This window comes from Paenibacillus larvae subsp. larvae (assembly GCF_002003265.1).
GTDB classification, from domain to species: domain Bacteria; phylum Bacillota; class Bacilli; order Paenibacillales; family NBRC-103111; genus Paenibacillus_H; species Paenibacillus_H larvae.
The window spans coordinates 177,085-192,538 of record NZ_CP019687.1 but is presented as its reverse complement, the minus strand read 5'-3'; the positions used below and the strand labels follow the sequence as shown (position 1 = coordinate 192,538).

Here is a 15,454-nt window from a genome sequence, read left to right as displayed (position 1 = left end):
GGGCCACTAAGTGTTATTCCAAGCAAAAATTGTACAGATATAGGACCAGTACCGTCTGCATACGTAATAGTTGAAGGAATTTGCTCGCTCTCCTCAACTGTGCTCTGATATCCCACCGAAGCCAGTTTCCACATATCGTTTTTTGGCGATAAAGGGACTGACTTCCTTAAAAGGATAGTAGGTAGCTTCATAATCGAGGTGGTGGTTTTCATTTTCTTAGCTACTGCCTTGAGGAAAAAGGTGAGTAAGTCGTCGTCGAGGACGAACGCCTACCTCGACGACTGTGCTGTACGGGAGGCGCTGAACGCGCGGTCAAAATGTCTCATCAATGACTCGATAGGACCGTTGGGGAGCCGTGCGACCAACCACCCTGTCATCAGCGTTGCAGCAGCAACGAGAATGTCACCAAATGGAATCCCTCCAAGGCTATATTCGATTCCCGCGTGTTTGAGAACCCATATCACGACAAACTGAGCCGCATACATCGTCAACGCCACGCGTCCGACTGCAGCAAAAGGCATTATCACGGTAGAGATCTTCTTCGGTACGAGGCATACCAGTCCCAGCACCAGGAATGCAACCCCCAGTCCAATCAGCGTCTGGAATGTCGACGCACTGTGCGGAGATGTCCAAAGAAGCATGTTCCACAGCGGTGTTTCCACGTTGAGCGGCCAGATTGCATACGGGTCCGGTTGGGCGACGACGGTACCTTGAACGCTAATTAGCCACGCCTCGAAGGAACGGCTCAGCCCGGGAAGAACGAAAGCGCCCAGCACCTTACCGAAGACAAGCATAATGCCGCCGCCGCCCACGAGCGAGAGTGCGGTACGTATCTTGGTGAGGTCGAGACGCCCGATCGCCATACCGGCGACGAAAGCGGGAGCGAGTGCGAGCGCGGACATCGGACCGCCCGCAATATCACTAAGGACGTACGCTTTCGAAAGGACACTGCCTCCAAGAATCATCAGCGGTGGGGCCACCACGGTCAAAACGATTGCTGTCGTAACGAGTACCCGAATCGAACGACGAACCAACACCAACGCCAGCACGAACATTGCCGCATAGGCGGGTAAAATTACCCCGTACGAGGTATTCAGCAGGATGAGCAGATACCCTATAACATCGACGAACACCGCGCGAGCTAGCATCCTTGTCTGGAACGCGGTCGTCTCCGTTTGTCGATCCTTCATGCGTTGAGCCATGATCGAGTAGGAGATGCCGCCACAGAGCACGAACAGCAGCGTCGTGTTTCCGGAAACGATCGCAGAAATCGTTTCGTTCGATGCGAAGTGCTGCAAATACATCCCTATGACCGCCAGCCCCCGCGCTGCATCAAGCGCCACGAGACGCCCCGCCCCCGCGAATTAGCCCGTGCGTTCCTAACATCGGCAGACTCCCGGTTGGCGATGTCAACTTGCTCACGATCCTGAAGCGGTGCCGATACATCCACGAACATCTCGTTTGATTCGCCTACAACCGCATTATTTTTCAGTCCGATGTTTTTGGAATCCACTATATCCTTGATGGTTACTCCCGTTTCATTTTCACTACCGGACTCGTCCGACAGCTTGATACTGACTGACAATTAGCATTCCTCCTTAAAATGGTTATTTCTTAGGTGAAACCGCGCAGCAGGTAAGGACGGGTGTACTTGGCGTGAAGGCGTTGGCTCAGGTTCGGCTTCGGATGGATCGCCTTAAGCCCCACCGTTAGCATTGATTTTTTCTTGCTGTCATTTTGTTCTTCCTTTCGTCTCCTTAGAAGTAAGTGTGAACCTTTACTCAACCTTCACGTATTATTCTTTCAGGGCGTCTATTAAAAGCAGGACGTAATACTTGCATCCTTCCGGCTTTAAATGCACGCCATCATTATAAAAGTAATCGTTTTTGCCCTCACTGGCAGAGTACCAATCGATAACTTTTACATTGCTGAATTCACTCGCCACTTCCTTAATATGAGAATTAACCGTATCCTGCCAGTTTTTTTGGAACTCGAGTTGTTACCAGCAGTACCCGCTCCGCCCCAGAAAGTGATTCTAATAAAGATAGAAGCTGACTTATTGAATGGACCGTTTACACCTATCAATAATCCTCTTTTTTATTTCGCGATATTTTCATGATCATCCTCATTTTCCCTATCATTGTTGGCTTGATAACCAGATTAATAGAGAAAGATAAAGATAACATGCAGACAATGTCAAAATTAGTTAAAAAATAAAAAACGTGCAGAAACTAATTTCTACACGCTTTTATTTAAATAGAAGTAAAATAATACTCCGTCTTCTGTATTATATACCCCGTACCGGACACCATGCAGCTGCAAAATATTTTTGGAAATAGCAAGTCCTAAACCCGTTCCGTCTTTTGAGCATTGGTGGAAGGTATCCCCGCGATAAATGTTATATTGAATATACAAAAAAAACCGTTCCTTTCGTAAATGGCGGATGACACTTCCATTTTACTAAAGAACGGTTTTCTTTTGTTTTACCATCTTACGAAAGGAGCCATTTTGAAACGGGAACTATCTTCTAGTTATTTTAAAATTGGTTACATTCATTGGATGCGTTGTGCCGGAGCTTGCCAAATAAACAAAGTATAACCCTACTTCGGTATTTTGACCGGAATGAAAATTGAATGTGTAGGTTTTGAATTCGCCGGTTGATTCTTTTTCTTTTATAGCAAGTTTTCCTAACTCTTTACCGTCTTTTGAAGCAATTGTTACTTCCGATCCATCACCTGCATCTTGTTTTACCGTCAATTCTACTTTGTAATTCGTTTCCGGTAATACCTTGATCCACTCCTGGCAGATTCCGCCGAATTCTGAAATACTTAAAACATTCTCCGAATCAGGTCCCTGGCCTTTTTCAATGGTCAGACTGCCAAGCTTTTCCCCCCAATCGCCAAATTCATTTTGAAAAGAACCGTTATGGACTAAATTTGTTTTTAGCATGACTTGCATACCCGCTTTTAATTTCACATTTTGGAGGTCCGCTTGATCTCCCATATTTTTAAGCTGTTTTTTAACCTCCTTCGCCGTATTTTCATCAAAAACATACTGTATCAAATCCCCCTTATAAGCAGGCTTATCACTTTTCGGAATGCCAAAAGTTAATTCCATAGCCTCCCCTAACGTTACTTCCGGCTTTGTCTCTTGATCATATCCTTCCGCTGTTCTGGCGGCTATTCTTCTTTCTGTCTCCGTATCCCCGTCATTTAAAATTAATCTTGCTGAGGATTGTTCAATTTGGGTTAACCAGTAGGTCCAAGGTTCCGGAGAAGACTGATTCCCGTTAATCACCTTAATATAATCCCCGGCGAATTGGTCCGTCTCTAAAGAAAGAGGGGTGCCTTTTTCTAAATCATTTAATTGATCATATGAAAGTGGAATTGGAGTGCTGCCGAAATCATCCATACTTCTCATTGATATAGGTGCCAGTCCTTTTCGCGGATAAGAATCGCCCGGTTTGACAACCTGTGCTTTTTGGTTCTCTTTCGTTTTCACGGTAAATAAAGTTTTAGCTTTTTTGCCCGTATCTAAAACCAGGCTTGTCGTTGGTTCCGCATTATAAATCGGAGCGGTTCCCCGGTTGAAATACCGGATATTTCCGTTATAGTAAGCACTGTCCGCTGTATTCAAGCCTATACTTTAGGACCAACTTTTCCCTTTGCCTTGTTCTGTTGACAGGGTATGCGAACTGCCCTCATGAAAACTCGCGGATACACTGGCTCCAAAATCCAGCAAACTTGCATGCAGACTTGTATTCATTCCAACATCAACGGATTTTGTTGTGCTTGAACCTTGGGAAATAGTTAAGCTTTTCCCCTCTTCTTCCGTTACGTTTTTGTTTTTGGAAATAATAAACTTTTCCATAGAAACTCCAATGGACGGATAAGCGGGAACTAACGGATTCAGCGCTACTCTGGAGACAGCCTTATCTATAATGCCGGCAGCTTTCTCATAGTCCGTATAAGGATCGCCTGCTGTATGGGCATCATTCGGGAGGTTTATGTTTCTCCTGGTCCCATTTCACTACAACGCGATTGATAACCGTGTATCCTTCTCTCTCCCAACTGTCATAAATGCCGTCATCATCTGTATCCATTACCTCTTCAACTTCTCTTTTTTGCCGTGTATGTTTTGGAGTCATTTCATCTTTTTTCGAATCTTCTGCGTTTGATGGCAATACGAGATTTTCCTCTGGTATAATTTGTATAGATTAGTACTGTTTCTTAATGTCAGGGTTGTACAGTAGCCTCAATTTTGATAGTTTCGCTCCCTTTATTTACTATAATATACATTTTATCTATTTTATACTTTGTATTTCTCGGTAATAATAACTCATATTGACCCTTATATTGGCTAATCTTATCCACATAACCGGCATGGGCTCCCTTGGGTACTTTTAATGTGGTTAAAACAGGTCTCATTGCAAACTGCTGGTTAGAAACAATGGATGTACTTAAATATCCATACTCTGTTCTGATTTTTCCCTGGTATTCATCTCTTAACTTTCTAAATAATTCTCTGTTCACTTTATTTCCCTGGTATATAGAATTTTGAAACTCTTTACCGAAAATAGAAGTGTCATCACCTCTGTATACCTGTACAGTTTCACTTAACTTTGATTTTTTTAGTGCTTCATCCAATTTCAGAATCTTTTTATCAATCTCCGGCTTAAAACCCAATTTCCCTTCATTTGCCCGCAGATAAGTATTAAAGGGTTTGGCATTGGCCGTATACTCTTTAACGAGTTCCTTTTCATTTGCCCTTAGTTTTTTTTCCCAGGCTTTATATTCCTTTTCCCCCACTTTTCTGCTGTTTTTCTGTCTTCTTTAAAATCTTTTGCCGAACGGTTATCTTTAACTTCAAAACGATTGTAGCTGCTTAATCCTGCACCGCCATAAGCATAGGCTGCATGGCCAATTGCTGCTGATGCTAAAGTAAAAATAAAAACAAGACTAAAATAAAACTTTTTCTTCATTTCCCTCTCTCCTCTTAAATTATTTAGGGCCTTATTTTAACATTGTATTTATTATAAAATTATTAATCTTTTTGACAATTATAGTAACATTAAAATTTTGGTTTTTATGTTAAAATAAAAACAGAATTACATTTTTATACTTGAGAACAATTTGCTTAATAGAGAGAATAAAACTGTTTATATAGTTTCATTGTCCGTACTTTCCGATTACGACGGTATTGTAATTGCCTCCATAAGAATACGTACTGATTAAAGCATGGTCAATCTCGGCATCACGGGCTTGTTCAGTGACAAGGTCAATTCTTCCGTTATGGGAGGTTACATTTTGGGTAGGAGGAATTTTTCCGTCGAAAGCACATAAAGCGCTAATCAATGAAAGAAGTCCTGAACTGGCAAAGGTTTCGCCAAATACTGACTTTGAAGCACTCACAGGCACCTTGTTCCCGAATATGTCTTGAATGACCCTTTCTTCCACACTGTCAAAGTAAGGATGTCCATTAGCAGCTGCACCAATATATCCGATATCACCAGCAGATACTGCCGCTTCGCTCATGGCCATTTCCATAGATGTTTTCCAGGCTTCCCCCGTATGGTTCATACTTCCGATTTTGCTGTCATCTGACGTTAACCCGAACCCTTTGAGCTCTGCCAAAATAGCTGCATTTCTTCTTAAGGCCGCTTCCTCGCTTTCTATTATAAAAGCAACACTGCCTTCTCCGAGAATCGTCCCGCTTCTATTCGAGTCAAACGGTTGAATTTCGTCTGATGTTAAGAATCTGTTAATTTTGGAATGTCCCTCTACGATCGGTTTATTCACTTCATCCGAAGCCACAACGATAAACGTATCGTAATCACTGGATTGAATCAAAGAATAGGCGTAATACAGGGCACTGATCCCGGATACATTGCCGCACGAAACCGTTGATGTAGGGCCTTTCACTTTAAAATTTAATGAAATATGGCCGGCGGCCGCATTCATGACTGTATTTGGGAATAATTTCGCGTTTGCTGATTTTACCCCTTCTTGTATAATAATCCGGTTAAAACTTTCCACGGTTTCAATAGGGCCAGTACTCGTAGCAAAAATAATGCCAATTTTCTCCCTGTTATCACGGTCAATCTTCAGTTTCCCATGTTCTAATGCCATTTTGGCGGATACAACCGCATTCCGGCTTATCGTATCCATCTTACGCAATAAATTGGGATGAATCATTTTCCGGAAATTTAATTCAGGGATTTGACCGGCCTTCAAGCAAGAGGAAGATTCCGCTTCCCATTTTTCAATGGTAGAGACGCCGCTTTTCCCCTGAAGCAGGCATTCCTTGACTTCCTCCAGGTTGGCGGCGTTTCCTGCCAGGGCCCCGATGCCCGTGATGACAACTTTTTTCGCCGGCTTTTCCACCCTCCGTTCCTTTCCATCCTGATATTTCCGGAATAGAATGCTGGCATTGTTCCCCCCAAAAGCAAACGAGTTCGACAAGACGTAATCCAGATGCCCGTCTCTTCCTTCATTCGGAACGAAATCAAGATCAAATTTCTGACTCTCTATATCAAAATTAATGGTTGGGGGCAAAAACCCGTGTTGAATGGCTAAAATACTCGTCACGGCTTCAGCCGCTCCCCCTGCTCCCAACATGTGGCCAATCATGGATTTGGTCGATGATACCGGTATCTTATTGTCACCAATCAAGGATAGAATTGCCTTCGGTTCAGCCATATCATTAGCCGGGGTACCTGTCCCGTGCCCATTAATATAAGATATGACGTTACTCTCAACATTTGCTTTTCTTAACGCACCCTGCATAGACCGCAGCGCCCCTTCCCCCCAGGGTCCGGTGCCGTCTGATGGTACGCATCGGAAGATAAATCGTAATCCAACACTTCTGCCAAAATAGAAGCTCCGCGTTCCAAAGCATGCTCTAACTTTTCTAAAACAAGGATCGCCGCTCCCTCTCCAATTACTATACCGTTGCTTTTGCTGTATGGAGATGGAGGAGTCGGGATTAACGCCTGCAAACTGTTAAAGCCGCTCAACGATAATCTGGATAGCGGATCTACCCCGCCTGTTATCATAACGTCAGCTTTATCATTCCGAATGATGTCCAATGCATACCCGATGGAATTCGTTCCCGCCGCACAGGCATTGGAAATAACCATCTTGGGGCCTTTCATTCCTAATGCGCGTGTAATATTATCGCAAGGAGTATGAATGAGATATTTATAAAGTAAAGCTTCATCCGCATGCTGAATGCCCTTTTTCAGCCACTGCTCATGAAATTCTTCTCCGCTCAGCATTCCGCCCAGGGAGGTTCCTAATGAAATTCCGACCCGGTAAGGATTGAGAGACTCCATCTGCAGATTCGCATGTTTCACCGCTTCCCTGGCTGCAACAACGCCTAATTGGCCGCAGCGGTCCATCTCTTTTAGCTCTTCTTCGGAAAAATAGTCTTCCGGATTAAAATCAGCAATCTCTCCGCCCAAATTCGTCAGCATGTCGGACATATCAATATTGTTTACGACTTTAATGCCGGACTTTCCGGCTTTTACCCGTTCCCAGAATTCATCCAGATTTTTGCCGTTCGGACAAATAATTCCCATTCCGGTTACAACAATGCGCTGCTTATTGGTATTCATATTTGTCACCCTTATATTGTTTTCATTTCCCATGACTTGCAAAGGATATATGGTGAAGATTGTGTTGTTGCATCAAAAATCTGGTTTTGTTTGTTTTTTATTTGGAAGTGAATTCCGGAAACGGCAAAAGGCTCACGTAATAATCCGATCCCAAGCTTGGCATTTAATCCCGGGCTCTCTTTCATTTCTATTACTTTTCCGATGGCATGTTCACCCACATAGATTTCATCATCCAATGAAACGGGATTTTCCTTGTTTGTTGTGAATCCAACGATTCTTTGGCTGAACCCTTTCTCCAATTGCTGTTCCAGAAACTCTTTTCCAATAAAAGCATCTTTGTAAAAATCAACAAACCATTCCAGGCAAACTTCAAATAAAGACAGCTCTTGTCCTGTTTTAAATTCAAAATAAGGGTGCCGAATCTCTAACATGGCTGTTTCCAGTGCTTCTTTATCTACGTCCTGAAGGTCTATTTCTTTAAAAGAATTCATTGTCTCCAGGACAGCATCCCTGAGTTCTCTTCCGAATAAAAGCTGGTATCCATATTCTCCGGTAACCCCGGTTCTTGCCAATACGATTTCTGTCCCCTGCAAAGTAGTCAAAGCAAACGACTGAAACGGAAGCGATGAGATTTCGAAGTGCAAAAATTGCTGTGCAAGTTTCCAGGCATAAGGTCCTTCAAATCCAATTAATGAGTGGCTTTCACTTATATCCGTAATCTCAATTTGATTTTCCTGCTTTTCCCGATTCTCTTGCAGCCAGGCGAGAACCTGCTCCTTCTTTTCTGATGCCGTAATGATCGTAATAGAATCTTCGTTTTTAAAGAGATTGACAAGATCAATTACAGTTCCGTCTTCCCGCAGCAGCAGCGTATAAGCGGTTCTCTCTTCTTCCATAAATTGAATATCTTTGGTCACAAGTCCATCGAGGAATTCCACATGCTCATCACCCTTAACCACAATCTTTCCGGCAGAGGACAAATCTATTACACCAATTCCGCTTCGAATTGCCTCATAGGCACTTTTTTCTATTGTTTGGATACCTGTTTGATTATTCATAATTATTCCTCCAGTTCTTCTATATAAGTTGAACGAAAGAAAATAGCAATCAAAGTCGCACGCACAGCCGGTCAATAATGGCATGAGGATGCTTCATGATTTCATCCATAAATTGCCCGACACGCAGACGGATTTCGGAAACGGCCGAATAGAATACGTTATTGATCACACTGGACTTGAGCCATTTCCAGAGTCCTTCTACGATATTTAACTGAGGGCTGTATGGAGGCAAGTACACAAGCTCAAGCCGATTTTTTTGCGCTTCCAGAAACGGCCGAAGCAGCTTTGCATGATGAATCCGGGCATTGTCCAAAACCAGAGCCAGTTTCCCTGTTGGATAAGTCGCCATGACCTTTTGAAGAAAGGAAAGAAACGTTTCAGCGGTGTACTGTTCATCTTCTTGCCAAACGATGTGTCCCGTTTCATAGTCAACCGTGGCCAGCAGTTTGACCCCACGATGCTTGCCCGTGGTTGGAATGATGCGTTGCTTCCCGCGAAGGAACCAGGTCTTCTGAATCGCCTGGTAGTCCCGGATCATCGACTCATCCTCGAACAGCAAGTGATCAATCTCCTCGTTCAGTAGCTTTTTTTCAGTTCAGGAAAGGTCGTTTCGGTGAAATGGCGTTGTTTCTTGGGATCTGCTGCTGCGAGCGTGTAGGTCGGTTTCGTATAGCTGAGCCCTAGCCGCTCCATGACCTTGGAAATGCCTCGGAGCGAATAGCAATGGCCCCATTCGCGTTCCACGTACGTGGCAATCAGTTCAAGCGTCCAGTTGTGCTTTGCCGTAAAGCCGACCTCATGGGGAACCGAATAGGCGACGGTTTGTTTCAAGCGATCCTGCTGCTGCTTCGTCAACCGAGTAGGAGCACCTGAGGAATGCTTGATTTGCAAGGCTCCCAGTCCACCGTTCTCGTACGTATGAATGTAACTGCTCACCGTCATTCGGTTTCGATTCAAAATGTCAGCGATCGCCTTCATGGATGTGCCTTTCAAATGCAAATAGATCGCTTGGTAGCGTTCATACATTCGGCGCTCTTTGGTTTGTTGCATGGCTGCCGTTACTTTTGCCAGTTCGGTATGTTTATCCATTGTCATCCCCACTTGTCTATTCTTGATCTGTTTCTTATTCGACAAATGGTTCCTTTTTCCTTGCCAAGGTTTGCTAAGAATATTGATTCAACTTATATAGATGCCTCAAATTTCCCAAAACTAGGGTTTTGTTTACTGCAGTTGATACTGTATGGTATGGAGTCTATCGAAGTTATGCTTGGGTAAACATGCCATAGAAAGCGAAGCTTATGGGACGCTTTCATCCGGATATCGGAAGATAGTTGAATTGGGAAGAAATTTATTTAACAGCAGTAATGAATTCAATTTATCTGCTGCTCTTGGGACTTGGGATAGCATTCTTTTTGAGTAGGGTGGGGGCGTCGATTCAGGATGGATAATTTTGATATAGTTTTAGGAGGGGGATATTGTCACGCGGGGATCGTTACGGAGAAGTCAAGGAAGGGATTCAAAGGTAGAAGCTTCTAGCCGGCTGGAGGCGGGTTTTAGGAGTAGTTTGCTTTTTTAATTTCGTTTTTATAAACTCTATGTAAAGGAAGTTACCCTGTCTGGCGAAGCGATCAGAGCGATGGCGGCGGTAAGCCGCCGAGTGGCAACAAGAGCGAAGGAGATAGATAGGACACGGCGAAGCCGTAACGGGGATGAATACTAAATTAATTGTTCGGTATTTTCGGCAATTGCAAAGAAAAAAATAATATTGTGGGAGTAGGAAATACGGTTCCTATAAAAGCGCGTGAAAGCCTGGTTTTAAGGGCTTTTTTATTTTGGGCAATTCGGATCGGGGTATCCGGTATTACGAGAGTAATAGAATTAATGAATAACCGGCTGCTTAAGTCTATAAGAGGCCGGTTTTTGGGGTATAGAAATTTTTTTTAATCACCAGATCCATGTATGCTTGTGGTGTACTGAGAGCAATTCCACTGCCTAGTATTGCGGCGACTACTGCAATACTTAATAGCCATTTCTTAAATTTTTTCAACCTCCAACACCTCTTTCATCAAGTTTGTGAATTTTTCCCTTTGGGGATCCGAAGCATTGTTCTGATGCTTTTCATACTGGGCTGCACACAATACAGCCATAGAGTATCTTTTTGTGGGGTTTGTGGGGATAGACAGAGATTAGTATAAAATGGATTCCAATCCTTTTGCAAAGCGATGTTGATTAAATTCATAAATCGCTTTCTGGTAATAAAATTCAATATGATATTCAATCTTTACAGCGTTTACCTCATTATCTATAGAAGGTTCAGGGAATCGTTCTAAAGCAATCAGTCGTAAGTGGCGATGCCTGATCTTCACCCATAACCTTCGAGATATCCTTTCACCGCCTTCCCAGTAATGCTCCCACGGTTGATGATGGCATTGTTCCTTCCTTATATGTTCCAGCCAATAACGGTTTAACGCTTTTTTTTGATATCCTTCGTCCACGATGGGGTAACGGCCGGCGTCCTGATCGTCCGCCTGCAGGCCCCACTTCCGCCATGCCGCCCGGCGAGCTTTCCCTCTTTTGCCCGCAAATCAGGGCAAACGCGATTTCATCACGATCACCTCATAATCTCCTTTTTCCGGCCAAAATCCGGCAAGCTGCCTCTATGGTACCGATTTTCCGTTAGCCAGCTTATCGCTTCCAAAAGATCTCCGACGATCAGATCGCCTACCGGATCTTTAAACCGGCTCCTTCTGCCCACCGGATTGAGCTTCCTTACGTCGATATGGTGAACGGCCTCTTATACGGAGGCCTCGGACCGCAGCGATGGCCTGGGCTTTGGACGGGACGGCTAAATGCTCCGTACCAATCACGTGTAGAGCCCGCTGGCTCATCGCGTGAGGGATGTTGTGAGTGATGCGCCCGCAAGATCAGGACGGCTGATCATCGCATTTATTGCATGCTTGGCCGTAACCACCTAATGCACATCCTTGCGGTTTTGCTTCAAGGCAACATCCGTCCCTTGCCCAACCGCCTGGATGAACGGATCAGCTTCCCCGTCGAGGAACAGCACGATCTCCTCCCCGGGCTTCTTTGGCGCAGATGCTTCGGCCGGCATCGTGACCGAGCGCTTCCCCGAAGCTGATCACCTTCGCGCCGAAACGTACGGCGATTTCCTTGGTACCATCGGTCGAGCCGTTGGCGACGACGATCACCTCGGTATCCCTGTGAACGCGGTAAGCTTCGTACAGACTCGCGCCAGCGTATTGTTCTCGTTAAAAACAGGAATGACCACCGATACTTTAGGATTCGGATACAGGTCGTTTTTGCCACTTTGCCACGTGTCCTCATCTCTTGTTCCAAGTATATAGATGCCTTATCGCCTTTTTCATTTTATGTATTTTTGCCGGGGGGAGACATGGCTAACGTTCCGTCCTTGTAAAATAGGCATGCCGGTATGCACAATATGTTACCCGGCAAAAGAAGCTTTTACGGCCATTTCAAAATATACGATTTCACCTCTGCAAACGCCGAGGCTTGCTCCTCATCATCACATACTATATTAAAGGCTTCACGATCTTAAGTTTTTAGGAGTGAAGCTACATCAGTATACGGAGGTGACATCCAGTTGGCCGAATCCGCATTTAGAGCTCGTGCAAGTATAGACCAAATTTTTACAACAACCGGACCGTTCTACGTAGCCTTTCAAACCGTTGAGTATGATTTGAACGGCGAGTACAACCCAGCGACTTCTACCTTCGTCTCCAGCCAGGGTGGCGTGTATACGATTAGCGTCAGCCTTATGCTCGCGGCGGACCCTTCCGTTGAATTCGTTTCACTCGCATTGGAAGGACCTAATTTCTCCGGAACGATATTCATACGTAATACGGATCATCCGGATCTGCCTTTCACAGTAAACTTTACCGCTCAAATGAACTTCGCTCCGGGTGACAGCGTGAGGGTATTTCTTCAACCCAACGCCGGAATGGTTACAGTGGTAGCCGATCCCATTTATACTCATTTTGAGGCTGCAAAGACAGATGGAGCTATTGGGCCGACAGGACCTCAAGGGCCTCAGGGCGAACAAGGACCTCAAGGTACAACTGGCGATCAAGGGCCTCAGGGCGATCAAGGGCCTCAAGGTGATCAAGGACCTCAAGGTGATCAAGGCGACCAAGGACCTCAGGGCGATCAAGGACCTCAAGGTGATCAAGGACCTCAAGGTAACCAAGGGCCTCAAGGTGACCAAGGGCCTCAAGGTGATCAAGGACCTCAAGGTGATCAAGGACCTTAGGGCGATCAAGGACCTCAAGGTGATCAAGGACCTCAGGGCGATCAAGGGCCTCAAGGCGACCAAGGACCTCAAGGTACTCAAGGCGACCAAGGACCTCAGGGCGATCAAGGACCTCAAGGTGATCAAGGACCTCAGGGCGATCAAGGGCCTCAAGGTGACCAAGGACCTCAAGGTACTCAAGGCGACCAAGGACCTCAGGGCGATCAAGGACCTCAAGGGCCTCAGGGCGATCAAGGACCTCAAGGTACAACTGGCGATCAAGGGCCTCAGGGCGATCAAGGGCCTCAAGGTGATCAAGGACCTCAAGGTAACCAAGGGCCTCAAGGTGACCAAGGGCCTCAAGGTGATCAAGGACCTCAAGGTGATCAAGGACCTTAGGGCGATCAAGGACCTCAAGGTGATCAAGGACCTCAGGGCGATCAAGGGCCTCAAGGCGACCAAGGACCTCAAGGTACTCAAGGCGACCAAGGACCTCAGGGCGATCAAGGACCTCAAGGTGATCAAGGACCTCAGGGCGATCAAGGGCCTCAAGGTGACCAAGGACCTCAAGGTACTCAAGGCGACCAAGGACCTCAGGGCGATCAAGGACCTCAAGGTGATCAAGGACCTCAGGGCGATCAAGGGCCTCAAGGTGACCAAGGACCTCAAGGTGATCAAGGACCTCAAGGGCCTTAAGGCAAAACTGGCGCACCTGGGCCGTAATGACCTTCATTTACAACAGATAAGTTCCGCCAATATGAACTGGCTGTCGGGGGCTTCTCTCGGCAGCCTCTTTTTTTAACCTATAGCTCTGGATCGGCTATACTAAACTAGACAGAAAAATAAGGTCAAGTAGACTACAACTAACCTAGTTTGAGGAGAATCTACTATGACAACAAAAGAAAGAAGAACCTTTACGACCGAATTTAAAGAGCAGATGGTTCAGCTATATAAAAATGACAAGCCAAAGGAAAGATATCATCCGTGAATATGAGGCAAGAACTTATTAGATTGCGGAAAGAAAATAAACAATTGCAGATGGAGAATGATATTTTAAAGCAAGCAGCGCTGATACTAGGACGAATGTAAATGTGATTCGGAATAACCAGCACAAATACTCGGTACCAGCCATGTGCAAAGTCCTACAATTACCAAGAAGCACATATTACTATGAGGCAGAGGAAACACAGTCCGAAGATGAACGGGTCAAAATGATTACAGAGATCTTTTTGCATCAGCCGTCATAACTATGGAACAAGTAAAATCAAGGCGGAATTAAAAAAGAAGAACAGGATCGTATCACGGCGAAGAATTGGACGAATCATGAAAGAGAATGGGCTTGTATCAACGTATACTGTGGCTCAATTCAAACCTCATGAAAGATCATACAACGAATCATACGTGACAAATGAACTTGATCGTCAATTTGACCAAGAAGAACAACTAGCAGTCGTAGTTAGTGATTTTACATACGTTAGAGTCGAACAGAATGGAGTACGTATGTTTATTAGTTGATCTCTTTAACCGTGAAATCATCGGTTACAGTACTGGTCCATACAAAGATGCAAGGCTTGTCTACCAGGTTATCACATCTGTTCAAACCGATTTAAGTAAAATCCCAATTGTTTCATACAGATCGTGGAAATAAATTTAAAAATAAGCTGATCGATGAGGCCCTCTCAGCTTTTCATATCAATCGTTCTCTGAGTGTGAAGGGCTGTCCCTACGATAACGCTGTCGCTGAAGCAACATTCAAAATCTTCAAAACCGAGTTTGTACAAGGTAAGCATTTTGAAACTTTAGAAAAACTAATCCTTGAGTTATCCGACTACGTAAATTGGTACAACCACATCAGAATCCACGGCACACTCGGTTACTTGACCTCCATCGAGTATAAACTTGAACACCTTAAAAAAACTGTCCAATTCAATGTTGACAATCCAAATCGCTATAAAGCTCTTCCGGTAAGACGAGTGGATATCCGAAAGGAAACGGGAAGACCAGACCGTTGGGTATTCCCACGATGGAGGACCGATTAATACAACGACGGAAGAGAATCCAGTCGTTTCACTCAATAGCGAGGCCTTCAAGTATTGACTTATATTAGCGGACATGGTATTCTTATGTTAACCTAAAAATAGCGGACATCTGAAAGCCTTTATGACCGCTAATCTTTACTTAGTGCTCATATGGTCATGTTAATAAATTAAATTTTTTGGAGGAATCCTATGCAAACAGGTACGGTTAAATGGTTTAATGCTGAAAAGGGCTTTGGCTTTATCGAAATCGAACAGGGAAACGATGTATTCGTTCATTTTAGCTCGATTGAGGGTGATGGTTACAAATCGTTGGATGAAGGTCAACGCGTCCAGTTCAATGTGACCCAAGGTAATCGTGGACCGCAGGCTGAGAACGTTTCTAAAGTTTATTATTAATCTTTCAAAGCTGCCCTAAATGTGGGGCAGCTTTTTGTTTATTCTTGCTTATATCCATGCTCATTTTCGTAATTTTGAT

At 44.6% G+C, this 15,454-nt stretch carries 14 protein-coding genes and 4 pseudogenes; 3 read left to right on the top strand and 15 right to left on the bottom strand.

Annotation, left to right across the window (positions count from 1 at the left end):
• Positions 1-269 precede the first annotated feature (269 nt).
• The 14 genes and pseudogenes from BXP28_RS01000 to BXP28_RS23700 form a co-directional block, all read right to left on the bottom strand.
• Positions 270-1,585: pseudogene (locus BXP28_RS01000) on the bottom strand (DUF418 domain-containing protein).
• A gap of 653 nt (positions 1,586-2,238) precedes the next feature.
• Positions 2,239-2,394, bottom strand: a pseudogene (locus BXP28_RS25485) (sensor histidine kinase); the annotation flags it as partial.
• Between the two features lie 126 nt (positions 2,395-2,520).
• A pseudogene (locus BXP28_RS24815) lies at positions 2,521-4,008 on the bottom strand (binary toxin-like calcium binding domain-containing protein).
• Positions 3,992-4,183: a binary toxin-like calcium binding domain-containing protein gene (locus BXP28_RS00975; protein ID WP_051428085.1), complete on the bottom strand. Its 192-nt coding sequence runs from the start codon at positions 4,181-4,183 to the stop codon at positions 3,992-3,994. Before BXP28_RS00975 ends, BXP28_RS24815 begins: the two are co-directional and overlap by 17 nt.
• A gap of 52 nt (positions 4,184-4,235) precedes the next feature.
• Positions 4,236-4,808: an ADP-ribosyltransferase gene (locus BXP28_RS00970; protein WP_226989795.1), complete on the bottom strand. Its 573-nt coding sequence runs from the start codon at positions 4,806-4,808 to the stop codon at positions 4,236-4,238.
• The gene (locus BXP28_RS23715) at positions 4,769-4,981 is read right to left on the bottom strand and encodes a hypothetical protein (protein ID WP_024093468.1); all 213 of its coding nucleotides are present in this window, start codon (positions 4,979-4,981) and stop codon (positions 4,769-4,771) included. The genes BXP28_RS00970 and BXP28_RS23715 overlap by 40 nt, the downstream gene beginning before the upstream one ends.
• A 187-nt stretch (positions 4,982-5,168) precedes the next feature.
• Positions 5,169-6,785 carry a beta-ketoacyl synthase N-terminal-like domain-containing protein gene (locus BXP28_RS00965; protein ID WP_257125658.1) on the bottom strand — a complete coding sequence of 539 codons (1,617 nt, stop codon included), beginning with the start codon at positions 6,783-6,785 and terminating at the stop codon, positions 5,169-5,171.
• The gene (locus tag BXP28_RS23710) at positions 6,770-7,615 is read right to left on the bottom strand and encodes a beta-ketoacyl-[acyl-carrier-protein] synthase family protein (RefSeq protein ID WP_237088780.1); all 846 of its coding nucleotides are present in this window, start codon (positions 7,613-7,615) and stop codon (positions 6,770-6,772) included. Before BXP28_RS23710 ends, BXP28_RS00965 begins: the two co-directional genes overlap by 16 nt.
• Before the next feature lie 11 nt (positions 7,616-7,626).
• Positions 7,627-8,673 (bottom strand): aminomethyltransferase family protein, encoded by a 1,047-nt coding sequence (locus BXP28_RS00960; protein WP_023484160.1) that lies wholly within the window; start codon positions 8,671-8,673, stop codon positions 7,627-7,629.
• A gap of 49 nt (positions 8,674-8,722) precedes the next feature.
• Positions 8,723-9,768 (bottom strand): IS630 family transposase gene (locus tag BXP28_RS00955; protein ID WP_104932612.1). Its coding sequence is split into 2 segments (ribosomal slippage): positions 8,723-9,262 and positions 9,265-9,768, totalling 1,044 coding nucleotides; the frame shifts between segments, so codons are not numbered across the junction.
• Positions 9,769-10,576: 808 nt separating this feature from the next.
• The gene (locus tag BXP28_RS22335; protein ID WP_155116254.1) at positions 10,577-10,720 is read right to left on the bottom strand and encodes a hypothetical protein; all 144 of its coding nucleotides are present in this window, start codon (positions 10,718-10,720) and stop codon (positions 10,577-10,579) included.
• Positions 10,721-10,859: 139 nt separating this feature from the next.
• On the bottom strand, positions 10,860-11,168 hold the full coding sequence (locus tag BXP28_RS00945; protein ID WP_024093317.1) for a hypothetical protein: 309 nt from the start codon (positions 11,166-11,168) through the stop codon (positions 10,860-10,862).
• 116 nt (positions 11,169-11,284) lie between these two features.
• Positions 11,285-11,428, bottom strand: coding sequence for a hypothetical protein (locus BXP28_RS23705; RefSeq protein ID WP_235430758.1), 144 nt, complete (start codon positions 11,426-11,428; stop codon positions 11,285-11,287).
• 286 nt (positions 11,429-11,714) lie between these two features.
• Complete coding sequence (locus tag BXP28_RS23700) at positions 11,715-11,882, bottom strand: glycosyltransferase (RefSeq protein ID WP_024093316.1); 168 nt, start codon at positions 11,880-11,882, stop codon at positions 11,715-11,717.
• An 825-nt stretch (positions 11,883-12,707) separates the two neighbouring features.
• On the opposite strand from BXP28_RS23700, the gene BXP28_RS23525 reads away from it, so the two are divergent.
• Positions 12,708-13,742, top strand: a complete 1,035-nt coding sequence (locus BXP28_RS23525; protein ID WP_218918697.1) for a hypothetical protein — start codon at positions 12,708-12,710, stop codon at positions 13,740-13,742.
• 87 nt (positions 13,743-13,829) lie between these two features.
• Positions 13,830-14,841, top strand: a pseudogene (locus tag BXP28_RS00930) (IS3 family transposase); the annotation flags it as partial.
• Here the strand turns inward: BXP28_RS00930 and BXP28_RS23125 are convergent.
• Positions 14,761-15,015 (bottom strand): hypothetical protein, encoded by a 255-nt coding sequence (locus BXP28_RS23125; RefSeq protein WP_162544273.1) that lies wholly within the window; start codon positions 15,013-15,015, stop codon positions 14,761-14,763. The pseudogene BXP28_RS00930 and the gene BXP28_RS23125 overlap by 81 nt on opposite strands.
• Positions 15,016-15,168: 153 nt before the next feature.
• Here BXP28_RS23125 and BXP28_RS00925 point away from each other — a divergent pair, with 153 nt between their 5' ends.
• The gene (locus BXP28_RS00925) at positions 15,169-15,375 is read left to right on the top strand and encodes a cold-shock protein (protein WP_023483458.1); all 207 of its coding nucleotides are present in this window, start codon (positions 15,169-15,171) and stop codon (positions 15,373-15,375) included.
• Positions 15,376-15,454 lie beyond the last annotated feature (79 nt).

What these genes read in the sequence shown, in the direction of transcription:
- BXP28_RS23715 (WP_024093468.1), bottom strand. Translation starts at nt 4,981, where the DNA reads ATGAAGAAAAAGTTTTATTTTAGTCTTGTTTTTATTTTTACTTTAGCA.
- BXP28_RS23525 (WP_218918697.1), top strand. Translation starts at nt 12,708, where the DNA reads ATGGAGCTATTGGGCCGACAGGACCTCAAGGGCCTCAGGGCGAACAAG.
- BXP28_RS00925 (WP_023483458.1), top strand. Translation starts at nt 15,169, where the DNA reads ATGCAAACAGGTACGGTTAAATGGTTTAATGCTGAAAAGGGCTTTGGC.
- BXP28_RS00960 (WP_023484160.1), bottom strand. Translation starts at nt 8,673, where the DNA reads ATGAATAATCAAACAGGTATCCAAACAATAGAAAAAAGTGCCTATGAG.
- BXP28_RS00965 (WP_257125658.1), bottom strand. Translation starts at nt 6,785, where the DNA reads ATGCAGGGTGCGTTAAGAAAAGCAAATGTTGAGAGTAACGTCATATCT.
- BXP28_RS23710 (WP_237088780.1), bottom strand. Translation starts at nt 7,615, where the DNA reads ATGAATACCAATAAGCAGCGCATTGTTGTAACCGGAATGGGAATTATT.